The 12352-nt window shown below is 66.8% G+C and carries 11 protein-coding genes; 2 read left to right on the forward strand and 9 right to left on the reverse strand.

Annotation, left to right across the window (positions count from 1 at the left end):
* Positions 1 to 26: 26 nt before the first annotated feature.
* From fliI to fliF, 4 genes are read right to left on the reverse strand one after another with little or no spacing between them, the layout of a single operon-like run.
* Positions 27 to 1451, reverse strand: coding sequence for a flagellar protein export ATPase FliI (gene fliI / locus HMPREF9710_RS09645; RefSeq protein ID WP_005665876.1), 1425 nt, complete (start codon positions 1449 to 1451; stop codon positions 27 to 29).
* The gene (locus HMPREF9710_RS09650) at positions 1451 to 2191 is read right to left on the reverse strand and encodes a flagellar assembly protein FliH (protein WP_005665877.1); all 741 of its coding nucleotides are present in this window, start codon (positions 2189 to 2191) and stop codon (positions 1451 to 1453) included. Before HMPREF9710_RS09650 ends, fliI begins: the two co-directional genes overlap by 1 nt.
* Entirely contained in the window at positions 2191 to 3195 is a 1005-nt protein-coding gene (gene fliG, locus HMPREF9710_RS09655; RefSeq protein WP_005665878.1) for a flagellar motor switch protein FliG, read from the reverse strand. Before fliG ends, HMPREF9710_RS09650 begins: the two co-directional genes overlap by 1 nt.
* Positions 3188 to 4888: a flagellar basal-body MS-ring/collar protein FliF gene (fliF, locus tag HMPREF9710_RS09660; RefSeq protein WP_005665879.1), complete on the reverse strand. Its 1701-nt coding sequence runs from the start codon at positions 4886 to 4888 to the stop codon at positions 3188 to 3190. Before fliF ends, fliG begins: the two co-directional genes overlap by 8 nt.
* 189 nt (positions 4889 to 5077) lie before the next feature.
* Between fliF and fliE the strand changes: the two genes are divergently transcribed.
* Entirely contained in the window at positions 5078 to 5455 is a 378-nt protein-coding gene (gene fliE, locus HMPREF9710_RS09665) for a flagellar hook-basal body complex protein FliE (protein ID WP_005665880.1), read from the forward strand.
* A 116-nt stretch (positions 5456 to 5571) separates the two neighbouring features.
* Here fliE and HMPREF9710_RS09670 read toward each other — a convergent pair whose 3' ends face one another.
* Both HMPREF9710_RS09670 and HMPREF9710_RS09675 read right to left on the reverse strand, forming a co-directional pair.
* A complete protein-coding gene (locus tag HMPREF9710_RS09670) occupies positions 5572 to 5799 on the reverse strand; it encodes a hypothetical protein (protein WP_005665881.1) in 228 nt (75 codons plus the stop codon).
* 62 nt (positions 5800 to 5861) lie between these two features.
* A complete protein-coding gene (locus tag HMPREF9710_RS09675) occupies positions 5862 to 7223 on the reverse strand; it encodes a hypothetical protein (RefSeq protein WP_005665882.1) in 1362 nt (453 codons plus the stop codon).
* Positions 7224 to 7531: 308 nt separating this feature from the next.
* Between HMPREF9710_RS09675 and HMPREF9710_RS09680 the strand changes: the two genes are divergently transcribed.
* Positions 7532 to 9043, forward strand: coding sequence for a sigma 54-interacting transcriptional regulator (locus tag HMPREF9710_RS09680; RefSeq protein ID WP_005665883.1), 1512 nt, complete (start codon positions 7532 to 7534; stop codon positions 9041 to 9043).
* Here the strand turns inward: HMPREF9710_RS09680 and HMPREF9710_RS09685 are convergent.
* The 3 genes from HMPREF9710_RS09685 to sugE form a co-directional block, all read right to left on the reverse strand.
* Positions 9017 to 9427, reverse strand: coding sequence for a hypothetical protein (locus tag HMPREF9710_RS09685; RefSeq protein WP_005665884.1), 411 nt, complete (start codon positions 9425 to 9427; stop codon positions 9017 to 9019). The genes HMPREF9710_RS09680 and HMPREF9710_RS09685 overlap by 27 nt on opposite strands.
* A 49-nt stretch (positions 9428 to 9476) precedes the next feature.
* Positions 9477 to 11642: a serine/threonine-protein kinase gene (locus HMPREF9710_RS26540; protein ID WP_005665885.1), complete on the reverse strand. Its 2166-nt coding sequence runs from the start codon at positions 11640 to 11642 to the stop codon at positions 9477 to 9479.
* A gap of 311 nt (positions 11643 to 11953) precedes the next feature.
* Positions 11954 to 12274 carry a quaternary ammonium compound efflux SMR transporter SugE gene (gene sugE, locus HMPREF9710_RS09695; protein ID WP_005665887.1) on the reverse strand — a complete coding sequence of 107 codons (321 nt, stop codon included), beginning with the start codon at positions 12272 to 12274 and terminating at the stop codon, positions 11954 to 11956.
* Between the last annotated feature and the right edge of the window lie 78 nt (positions 12275 to 12352).

A 12352-nucleotide genomic window follows, 5' to 3' on the forward strand; every position in this document is an offset into this window, starting at 1 on the left:
TTTTAACGCTGGACAATTCTCGCCGATCAGTTGAATAGCGAGGAAAGTTGCCCCAAGCTCTGGGGAAGCGTGGCGTTGTCGTGGATTTCCTGGCACAGGAATTCTTCGATGGCCCCATGCTTCGCGATGGCCTGGTCGAGCACCGGATCGCTGCCGGCGGCATAGGCGCCGACATTGATCAGGTCGCGCGAGCGTTGATAGCGCGAATACAATTGTTTGAGCTTGCGCGCCGCCAGCTGGTGTTCGTGCGTCGTGATCGAGTGCATCGCGCGCGAAATCGACTGCTCGATGTCGATCGCCGGATAATGCCCGGCCTCGGCCAGGTGGCGGTTGAGCACGATGTGGCCGTCGAGAATACCGCGCGCCGCATCGGCGATCGGATCCTGCTGGTCATCGCCCTCGGACAGCACGGTATAGAAAGCCGTGATCGAGCCGCCGCCTTCCAGGCCGTTTCCGGCCCGTTCCACCAGCACCGGCAGCTTGGCGAACACCGATGGGGGATAACCCTTGGTGGCCGGCGGCTCGCCGATCGCCAGCGCGATCTCGCGCTGCGCCATCGCGTAGCGGGTCAGCGAATCCATGATCAGCATCACGTTCTTGCCCTGGTCGCGGAAATGTTCGGCGATCGCCGTGGCGTAGGCCGCCCCCTGCAGGCGCAGCAGCGGCGGCGAGTCGGCCGGGGCCGCCACGACGGCCGAGCGGGCGCGGCCTTCGGGGCCGAGGATCTGGTCGATGAATTCCTTGACCTCGCGGCCACGTTCGCCGATGAGTCCGACCACGATGACGTCGGCTTCGGTATAGCGCGCGATCATCCCCAGCAGCACCGATTTGCCGACGCCGGTGCCCGCGAACAGGCCCAGGCGCTGGCCACGGCCCACGGTCAGCATCGCATTGATGGCGCGCACGCCGACGTCGAGCGTGTCCTTGATCGGCGCGCGGTCGAGCGGATTGACCGGCCGCGCATTGAGCGGGCCCACCTCGCTCGTGCCGAGCGGGCCGAGGCCGTCGAGCGGACGGCCGGCGCCATCGACCACGCGGCCCAGCAGCTGCATGCCGACCGGCAGGTGGCGCGCGCGGTCTTGCGGACGCCGGCGCCCGTGCGGCACGGTGCCCGGCGGCGGCAGCACGCTCTCGACCGGGAAGACGCGCGAACCGGGCACCACGCCTTCGGTATCGCTTTGCGGCATCAGGAACAGGCGTTCGCCCTCGAAGCCGACCACTTCGGCCTCGATGAAGCCGCTGGCGGTGGGGATCGTGGCGGCGGCGCCGACCGCGAGGCGCAGGCCGACGCATTCCATCACCAGCCCGGCCACGCGCGTGACGCGGCCCGACACTTGCAGCGGATCGGCGAAGCTGACCAGGGTATCGCAGTCGCGCAGATAGGATTTCCAGCGTCCGGTGTGCGGGTCGCCGCTGCCCGTGCCTTCCTGGTGGTGCTGGTGGTCGTCCATCAGTCGCCCAGCCATTCGACGTTGGCGCCCAGCGCGTGGGTCAGGCGGTTCCAGCGGGCCGCGGCTTGGGCGTCGATCTGGTTAGTAGCGGTCTCGACCTTGCAGCCGCCGCGCGCGATGGAACCGTTCTCGACGATGCGCCAGCCGCCCTTGCTCAATTCCTCGGCCATGCCATGGCGCACCAGTTCGGCATCCAGCGGGTTCAGGGTGAGCACGGCCGGCTGTTGCAGCACGGGCAACTGGTCGATGGCGTCGCGCACCACCGACAGGATCAGTTCGGGACGCACGTCGAAACCGGTGCGCACCATACCGCGCGCCAGGCGCAGGGCCAGTTCCAATACGTCGCGCGCGATGGTCTCGTCGGCCTGGGCGATGGCGTCGCCGAAGCTGGCGGCCACCTGGCGCAACTGCGCCAGCTCGGCCGCGGCTTCGCGCTGGCCGGCCTCAGCGCCTTCGGCGTAACCTTGTGCGCGGCCCTCGTGATGGCCCTGGGCGCGGCCTTCTTCCAGCCCTTGCGCGAAGCCTTCCTGGCGCGCCGCTTCGCGCATCGCTTCCAGTTCTTCGACGCTGGGCAGGGAAAATCCCGGCGGCAGGGCGGGCGTGGCGTCAGCAGAAGGGGAGGCGCTGGACGCGGCCGCGGCCTCGGCCGCGCGGCGTGCGAGCGTGCTGGGACGATCGTCGCCGAACGACGCCATTTCCCAGCGCTGGTAGGCGCTCTGCTGTTCTTTCGGTATTGCCATCAGACGAACGAATCCTCACCTTTTCCGCCCAGCACGATCTGGCCTTCGTCCGCCAGGCGGCGCACGATCTGCAGGATCTGCTTCTGCTGCGATTCTACTTCGGACAGGCGCACCGGACCCTTCGATTCCAGGTCTTCGCGCATCATTTCGCTGGCACGCTGCGACATATTCTTGAAGATCTTCTCGCGCAAGTCCTGCGAGGCGCCCTTGAGCGCGATGATCAGCATCTCGGACTGCACTTCACGCAACAGCAACTGGATGCCGCGGTCGTCGATGTCGATGATGTTGTCGAACACGAACATCTCGTCCATGATCTTCTGCGCCATGTCGTTGTCGTAGTTCTTGATATTGTCCATCACGGCTTGCTCTTGCTCGCCGCTCATGAAGTTCAGGATCTCGGCCGCGGTACGCACGCCGCCCAGCGAGGACTTCTTGATGTGTTCATTACCCGACAACAGCTTGGTCAGCACGTCGTTCAGCTCGCGCAGGGCGGCCGGCTGCACGCCGTCCAGCGTGGCGATGCGCAGCACGACGTCGTTGCGCAGTCGTTCGGTAAAGTTTGCCAGAATTTCGCAGGCCTGGTCGCGTTCGAGGTGGACCAGGATGGTGGCGATGATCTGCGGGTGCTCGTTGCGGATCAGCTCGGCCACCGAGACCGAGTCCATCCACTTCAGGCTCTCGATGCCCGAGGCGTCCTTGCCGCCGAGAATGCGGTTCAGCAAGACTGCCGCCTTGTCGTCGCCCAGCGCCTTGGTCAGCACCTGGCGGATGTACTCGTCCGAATCGAGGCCGACGGTCGAGTGCAGATTGGTCTCTTCGACGAACTCTTCGAGCACCGTGACCACCTGGCCATGCTGCACCGCCTTCATCTGCGCCATCGCCGCGCCCAGCTTGAGCACTTCGCGCGGGCCGAGGAACTTCATCACCTCGGCCGCTTCGGCTTCACCCAGGGCCAGCATCAGGATTGCCGCCTTGTTCGTGCCGTCCTTGTCTTTATCACTCATTTGAACCCAACCATGCCTTGATGACGTTTGCGACGATGCGCGGATCTTCGTTTGCCAGGTCTTTCGCCAACTTCAGGTTGGCGCGGTAACCCATGTCCCGGCGAATCTTCTCTTCTTCCTCGAGGTCTTCCTCGTCTTCCTCGGCTTCCTCTTCGCCTTCCCCGCCTTTGGCCTTCTCGTCTTCCTTCGGCTCTTCCGGGATGGCGGTGGCTTCGTCGAACTTCTTGATCGCCGGACGCAGCAGCGGTCGCAGGAAGCGGTAGTACAGGAAGGCGATCACGGCGAACACGAAAGCGTAGCGGGCCAGGTCCTTGAACAGCGGCATATTCGCCGGGTCACGCCACCAGTCCGGTTCTACCACCGGATCGGCCGGCTTGTCCACACCGTCGAACGGTGCGTTGGTCACGTTCAGGGTGTCGCCGCGGGCCTGGCTGTAACCCATCGCCTGCTTGACCAGCTCGTTGATCTGGGCCACTTCGTTGGCCGCGAGCGGACGCACGGTGACCTTGCCGGTGGCCGGGTCGACGATGCGGCGGTAGTTCACCACCACGCCGACCGTCAGGCGCTTGATGCCGCCCATCGGACGCTGTTCGTAGCGGATGGTCTTGTCCAGCTCGTAATTCATGGTGGCGTTCTTGGTGCTCGGACCCGTCGCGGCAGGCGCTTCGGCCGGCGGCTCGCCGTCGATCGGCGCGGTGTTCACGCCCGGCGGCTGGTTCGACAGCGCGCCCGGGATGCCCGACGGGCCGGCGCCGGCGCCTTGCGTTTCCGAGGTCTGCTGGCTGCGGATGGCCTGCGGCTCGGGCGGCGAGTTCGGCTTGTACATCTCGGCCGCGGTATCGACCTGGGCGAAGTCCACCTCGGCGGTCGCTTCGGCGCGCACATTGCCCTCGCCGACCAGCGGCTTGATGATCGATTCGACCTGCTTGATGATGTTCTGCTGGACCTGGTCGACGTATTTCAGCTGGGTCGGGTCCAGGGTCTTGCCGCCCGCGCCCTTGTTGGCCTGCTCGGACAGCAGGGTGCCGTTCTGGTCGACCACGGTCACGTTGCCGATGGTCAGTTCAGGCACGCTGGACGCGACCAGGTGCGAGATGGCGCTGACCTGGCCCTGGTCCAGGGCGCGGCCCGGCTGGAGGTTGAGCAGCACCGAGGCGGTCGGCTTTTGCTGGTCGCGCACGAACACGGACGGCTTCGGCAGCGCCAGGTGGACGCGCGCGGCGCTCACCGAGCCCAGCGACTGGATCGAACGCGCCAGCTCGCCTTCGAGCGAGCGCTGGTAATTGACCTGTTCCAGGAACTGGGACACGCCCAGCTTCTGGTTTTCCATCAGCTCGAAGCCGACATTGCCGCCCTTCGGCAGGCCTTGCGCGGCCAGCTTCAGGCGCAGGTCGTGGATCTGCTCGCTAGGGACCAGGATCGCGCTGCCGCCTTCGGAAAACTTGTACTGCACCCCCATCTGGTCGAGCGATGCGGTGATGGCGCCACCGTCGCGGTCGCTGTAATTGGAGAACAGCACGCGATACTCGGGCGCCTGGCTCCACATCCAGACAGCGATCATCAGCGCCAGAATCAGCGCGATGCCGCCGCCGATGGCGACGCGCTTGCCCATGGTCGTCTGGAAAAACGACGGGGGCGCAGCCGGGGGCTGGCCCTGGGTGGTGTCGAGAAGGTCTTCCGCAGTTGCTGCCATGTTCGATGGATTCAGGTGAATGGGTGGGGACAGGCAGCATTATGGAGCCCTGGGGCAACATTCAAACCCCGAAATAGGGGGCGTTTACCGCTTTAACTCATACGTGAAATGGGCGCCCGCACTGCTATTCTGCTTTCCTGAGTGCATTTGTAGATGATTCTACAAGGCAATAACATGCAGGAGGGTAACATGAGTATTGGCGGTATCGGCGGCATCGACAGCAGCCGCATCCAGGCCATGATGGAGCAGCTCAAGGCGGCGGCCACCAAGCCGGAATCGGCGGGGCCGGTTGCCCCTGGTGGGCTCGGCAATGCCAGCGCGGTGGGCGGCAAGTCCGCGGTCAAGCTCGACTTCGCGGAAGCCTTGCACAATTCCCTGCAGGGCGTGAGCAACCGCTCGGCCGAGGCGCAGGCGCTGAGCCGGCGCTTCACCATGGGCGACGACACGGTCAGCCTGTCGGACACCATGGTCGCGATGCAGAAATCGAGCATCGCCTTCCAGGCGACGGTGCAGGTGCGTAACAAGCTGGTGTCGGCCTATCACGACATCATGAACATGCAGGTGTGATGCCGGCGGCGGGAGGTCGAGCCAGGCCAGGCATGGCCGACCGTCCCGTGGTGCCGGAGGCGCCGGGAGACTTCTGCGAGCAGAAATCCCCGGGCGTCCTCCGGCAGCGCTGCTTTCTAGATCTGCTCGACGTTCCCGCCGGTGGGAACGCCCTGGCCGGACTTGTAGGCCCCCAGTTCCACGTCCCCGACGGGCACCCGGTTGGTGGTCGCATAAGCCACCTGGGCCGCCTGGGTGAAGGCGCCGCTCTCGACGTGCGACACGTGCGGCTGGGTCTGGCGCCGGTAGTAGGTGATTGCCGGCAGCCTGCCGGAACTGGTTTTCTGGGTCATGTAAAGAGGCATGTCATCTCCATAATGCCTGAAGAGCGAAGGGGTTGAGGGAAGCGCCGTGGCCGATGGCGTGCTCAGGCGCTTTTACCCATGGTGATCGGCACCACGGCGATGACCTTGGGCGAGTTGGTGTTGTCGGTGATGGTGATCGAGGTCTTGTCGGCGGACATCGTCACATCCTGGCTGAAGCTGCTGGCGCCTTGCGACATATTGGCCTGGGCGCTCCAGCAGAAGCCGCCGATGGAAATGCTGCTCGCGCTGTTCTGCGACATCTTCGAGAACAGCGCCTGGATGCTCTGGGTGTCCGACGTCAGGGTCACCGAGGGCTTGAGCACCACCAGCAGCTTGCCGGCGCGCAGGTTCAGGATGCCATCGGGGCCGAACAGCTGCTTGTTGGCCAGGGCCGAGGTCGGCGAAACCTGGTCGTAGAAGTCGGCCACGATGCTCGAATCGAACCAGGCCCCGGGGACGATCGAAAACAGCTGGGCAGCCTGCGCGGTATAGGTCATGGTCATGCCCTGGACCAGGCTCGTGTAATCCTGGGCGTCGCTCGATTGCGAATACGAGGTCGAGGCCGAACCGCCCCAGAAGAATGCGTCGTAGGTGCCGGACGCCGAGACGTCCAGGAAGCTGCTGACCACCAGGTTGCTGCTGTTGGAATCGTCGAGCTTGATGGTCATCGAGATCTGCGGCGGCGCGCTGCTGGCCAGCGTCTGGAGTGCGCTCACGTACCAGTCGTTGAGGCCGGGTGTGATGACGTATGCCGGCTGCAGATTGCCGGATGGATCGGCGATGCCGTTGCCCGCTGCGGGGCTCAGCACCACCTTGGCCTGGGCGCCGGAAATGGTCTGGTAGTCCGGGCCGCCGACCTGCTCCAGGGCCTGGTTGTACAGGGTAACCTGGGCGGAGACCGCGTTCTGGGCGCTGGTGATCACCTGGTTCCAGCCGTTCTGCTGATACCACTGGGTATAGGTGGACTGGGCCGACGGCGGCAGGCTGGACTGGGCCGTGTTGAAGGCGACCCAGGCGGTCATGCAATTGGTGGTCGTCGTCGACAGCGCCTTCTGGGCAGCGATGACCTTGGCCCCATAGCCGTCGGCGATCTGCTGCAGCGCCGGATTCCCGCCCTTGAGGGCGATGGCGAACAGGAAGGCCTTGTACTGGTCGTAGAAATTCATCGACGACGCCGTGTACGACGGCGACCATGCCGGCATGACGTTGGCCCAGTTCTCCAGCCCGTTTACCACGGTGCTGCCCGGCACCGGCGGGGTGCCGGCGGCAGCCGGCAGGCCGGTCACGTCCATGTACTGCCAGTCGGCGTTGGTGAGCCCGCCGGTAGGCATCAAGGTTTTCGGGTCGAGGCCGGCCCCGGCGCTCGACGAGTTCAGTCCCTGGACGAATTTTTGCCACATGATGCTTGCTTGATTGACAGCCATGATCGTTCTCCAGAAAGTTGCGAGGACTTCGTGTGTTCCCCAGTGGTTGGAATGGACCGGCGTCAAGCTGCCGGCCGGTGCGGCCGCCAGCGCGGTCCGCAGGCCATCTATCGCAAGGGGTGTGCCAGCGCCGCACGCAAGGCTGTCGCGCGCATGAAGAGGCGATTTCATGCGCGGCGCATGCGAACAGGGCGTTATGTGGCTGGTTTACCGCTTTCGGCATTGTCAAGGGAGTGTAAAATCGACTTCCTGTTTCCACGACATATACATCGCCAGGGACCCGGACATGGCCGCTGTGAGGACCGCGCATGCATGACCTCAATGACGCCCGTACGCTGACCGCGCCGTTGATGCACGCGGACGGCGCCGCCAGCCGTTTGCTGACCCTGACCATCCTCTGGCATCCGGACGCCGCCCGCATCGGCGAGCAGTGCATCGCCAGCGCGCCCGGCGGCGTGCTGGAACTGAGCCGCTACGCGCCGCTGTTCAGCCGTCCCGGCGCCGCAGGCCTGCCGCTCGGGCATGGCGCCATCTCGCGCGAGCCGCTGCGCATCGTGCGCGTCGACGACGGCGTCTCGCTGCAGGCGCCGCTGAGCCGCATGACCACCGAATTGAATGGCCGCGAGATCGGCGCCGGCGTGGCGCTGGACCACGCCGACCTCGAACGCGGCCAGGTGATCGCGCTGGGACGGACCGTGCTGCTGTGCCTGCACTGGAGTACGGTGCTGCCGAAAGCGAACGAGGTGCGCGGCCTGCACGGCGTCGGCAGCGCCGCCGTCATGCTGCGCGACCAGATCCGCATGGTGGCCCGCAGCGATCTGCCGGTGCTGTTGCTGGGGGAAACCGGGACCGGCAAGGAAGTGGTGGCGCGCGCCATTCATGCGCTCGGCGCACGCGCCGACGCCAGGCTGGTGACGGTCAATATGGCGGCCCTGAACGAGTCGCTGGCCGCGGCTGAACTGTTCGGCGCGGTCAAGGGCGCCTACACCGGCGCCCAGGGCGAGCGCAAGGGGCTGTTCGGCGAGGCCAACGGGGCGACCCTGTTCCTCGATGAAGTCGGCAACGCCCCCGCCTGCGTCCAGCCGATGCTGCTGCGGGTGCTGGAGGGCGGCGACTATCGGCCGCTGGGATCGGCGCAAGAGCTGCGCTCGACCGCGCGCATCCTGGCGGCGACCGACCAGCGCCTGGACGGCTCGCACTTCAACCAGGCCTTGTTGCGCCGCCTGGAAGGCGTGATCATCCAGTTGGCGCCGCTGCGCAGCCGGCGCGAGGACATCGGCGTGCTGATCCGGCAGCTGTATCCGGCCGACGATGGGCGCGTGGACCTGCCGTGTTCACTGGTGGCCGAACTGGCGTGCTACGACTGGCCGGGCAATGTGCGCCAGCTGGCGCGCGTCCTGCAGCGCGCCGCGCTGATGGTCAGGAGCGGCGTCACGCCGCGCTTCGACCAGCTGGTGCAAGAGCCGCCCGCGGCCGATGCCGGCAAGCTCGCGGGGGCGCGCGCGGCGCGCCGCAAGCCCTCCGCGCTGAGCGACGATGAACTGGTCGCGGCGCTGTCGCGCCACGGCTGGATCCTGCGCAGCACCGCCGAGTCGCTCGGCATCTCCCGCCCCAGCCTGTACAAGCTGCTCGACCGGCACCCGTTGATCCGGCGCGCCGAAGGCATCGAGGCCGGGGAGATCGGCCGTGCCTGGGCAGGGGCGCAGGGCGACGTCGAGCGCTGCGCCGCGGCCCTCAAGACACTGGCCGCGCCGCTGCGCCGCCAGCTCAACAAACTGGGGCTGCTGGAGCGTTCAGGCGCGAATCGAACCGACCTGTAGCTCCGGATCGGGCACGAAATAGAACGAGGTGGTGCTGTCCGCGTGGGCCACGGTAAACGCGATGCTGAATCCCCACAGCCCGGTCGACGTGCCGACCTTGAGCTTCATCGTCTGGCTCAGGTCGATCAACGCGCCTTCCTCGAACGGCGCGCCCTTGGTCTGGTCGGACTGGGAGCCGGACAGCAACACCGATTGCACCACTGCGCCGCCGCTGTCGTCGGCCTCGGGCTGGATGGAGAAGGCGATGCTGTCGCTGGTGTACACCTTGCAGGTGTCGATGTCGTCGGCGCCATCGAATTTCCAGCGGATCTGCCGGTCCGCCTTGCTGTAGTAGACCTGGAAGGTGTGGTCGGTGGTCGGAACTGGCTGACTGATTTCGCTCATGGTATCGCCTTTCTGGTGGAAGAAACGGACAGGATGGGGCAAGGAGAGTTCAGGGATGGCGGTAGCGCAGGTCGCGCCGCAGTGCCAGCAGGTCGGGTTCGGCGTCGATGAAGGCGGCGGGATATCCCAGCCGCCGGGCGCTGGCGATCGATTCCAGCGCCAGCTCGCGCTCGCCCAGCAATTCACGCACCAGGCCGGCGCGGAACTGCACGTCGGCGCTGTCGGGCGCGAGCTCTGTGGCGCGCGCCGCCAGCTGCATGCCCGCGTCCCGGTCGCCGCTGCGGGCGGCGTACAACCCCATCCGCGAGACCAGGGTCGCATCGTGCGGCGCGCGCTGCAGGATGGGCGCGAGCAGGCGGCGCGCTTCGCCGTAGGCCTGGCGGGCCTCGGCCTCGCGTCCCGGAATCCAGAGCAGGGTGTCGGCCAGGTTGGCCCAGTTGAGGTATTCGCCCGGCGCCCCGCGCACCGGCGACACCGCATGCTCGAAGGCGGCGGCGGCGCCGACGTAGTCGCCGCGCAGGAACAGCGCGTTGCCGAGGTTGGCGTACAGGGTGGCGCTCGGGCGCACCTGCAATCCCTGCTGCAGCACGCGCAGGGCCTCGTCGGCGCGGCCCTGGCGCAGGAGGGCGGCATTCAGGTTGGCATAGCCGGCGACCGCGTCGGGCTGCACGGCGATGCTGCGGCGGAAGGCCTGCTCGGCGCCGGCATGATCGCCGCGCTCGTAGAGCAGGCTGCCCAATTCGTCGAAGAACACGCGCTCGCGCGGAAAGCGGGCCTGGGCCAGCCGCAGCGTCTCGAACGCCTGCGCGTCGCGCCCCGCGTGGCGCAGCAGTTGGGCCTTGCCGTACCAGGCGAAGAAATCGGCCGGGTCGAGCTGCAGCGCGCGCTCGAAGGCCTGTCCGGCGCGTTCGTGCTGTCTCTGGCTGGCGAGCACCCAGCCGCGGGCGATGTGCGCCAGCGCCAGCTGATCGTTCAGCTTCATGGCTTGCTGGGCGCTGGCGTCGGCCTTGCGCAGCCAGACCTCGTCCTGGGTGTCGCCGCGGTAGCGCAGCGTCTGCACCAGGGCCATGCCGGCCGCCGCCGCCGCGTGGCCGCCGTCGCCTGCCAGCAGCGCGCTGAAGTGACGCTCGGCCGCCTCCAGGCTGCCGGGACGGTCGAAATGTTTCAGGGCCGCCAGCCCCCGCTGCATCGCGAGCGCCGGCGAATCGACCGGTGCGGGCGCCGCCGGATGGACCGGCGCGCGCGCCGCGGATTCGGTCCCGAGCCGCCATATGCCGCCGGCCAGCACGAGCGCCAACAGCACCGCCGCCGGCCCCTGCCAGCGGCGGCGCGGCGACGGCGGCGGATGCGGCGCGTCCAGGGGCGCGATCCCGGCCAGCCGCTGCACCACCTGCGCCATGCCGGGCAGCCGCTGCGCCGGCTGCTGCGCCGTCATGTCCCGGATCAGGGCCACCAGCGGCGCATCGATGGTCTCGGGATAGTGCCAGCTGGCCGAGCTCGACTGCATATGCGCGGCCGCCAGCGCCAGGCCGCTGAGGTGGCTGTGCGGGCGGGTTCTGGCCAGCAGTTCGTACAGCAGCACGCCGACGGCGTAGATATCGCACAGGGCATCGGCGCGGTGTCCGAGCAGGCGTTCCGGCGCCATGTAGGCGATGGTCCCGACCGGCCCGGTCGATTCGACCGCGCCGGTGGCCAGCTGGTCGCAGCGCGAGGCCAGGCCGAAGTCGAGGATCCGCACCTTCCCGGATGGCTCGACCATCAGGTTGGAGGGCTTCAGGTCGCCGTGCACCAGGCCTGCCGCGTGGGCATCCTGCATGGCGGCGGCGATCTGGCCGATCCAGTCGAGCGCCGTGGCGCGGGCGATGCGGCTTTTCTGGGCCAGCTGCCCGATGGTGCGGCCCTGCACCAGTTCCATCACGATCGACGCGCCGGACGCATCTTCTTCGATGGCATACACGGTGACGAAAGACGGGTGGTGCAGCGACGCCGCCATGCGCGCTTCATGCAGCGGGTCGGCGTGGGCGGCCGCATGGGCGGCGCGTTCGATGCGCTTGATCGCCACGCTGCGCTGCAGCTTGTTGTCCCAGGCCTCGTACACCTCGCCATAGCCCCCGGCGCCGAGGCGCGCGCCCAGTTCGTAATGGCTGGGAAGCGCCGTGCTTGCCGGTAGCGCTTCCGCCGGCATTTCGCTGAAAGAGCAGAGCTTTGCGATCATGGAAAGTCGCGCATGGTTATCGGGTGGGGCGCCGGCGCACCTTATGCCAGGCGCCTGTCATGGCCATTACAGCGATCTTGCGCGGTCAGCGGCAGGATGTTTTCCGCTACATGACTACCTGAAATTTCAGAACATCAAGATCAAGGTGCATAGTACGTAAAACCGGCTCCAGGGAAAATTTTGTCGGATTGACCGTTGATTTTTATCAAAAGCTGGCGATCCCAGTGCTCCCACAGCGTGCCGCCAGCGCCAGTTCCTGTGCTGGCGTAATACCGCCGGGTGCCATTGTGGTCAGGGATCGCCGGGCGTTTTCAGGCCGGCGTCGCCAGCTTCAGTCCGATGATGCCGGCCGCGATCAGGCTGATGCAGGCGATGCGCGCCAGGTTGGCCGACTCGCCGAACAGGACGATGCCCACCAGGGCGGTGCCGACCGCGCCGATGCCGGTCCAGATCGCATAGGCCGTTCCCAGCGGCAGCGTCTTCATCGCCTGCGACAGCAGGCCGAAACTGATCGCCATCGCCACCACGGTGCCGACCGTGGGCCACAGGCGGGTGAATCCTTCCGTGTACTTCAGGCCGACCGCCCAGCACACCTCGAACAACCCTGCCAGAAACAATACCAACCACACCATGATGCTCTCCTCGACTGGACGCGGCAGACGTTGCCGCTGATAAAAAGCGCATCTTATGTGAATCAGGGTGATGGAAAA

It is taken from the genome of Massilia timonae CCUG 45783 (assembly GCF_000315425.1).
Classification (GTDB): Bacteria; Pseudomonadota; Gammaproteobacteria; order Burkholderiales; family Burkholderiaceae_D; genus Telluria; species Telluria timonae.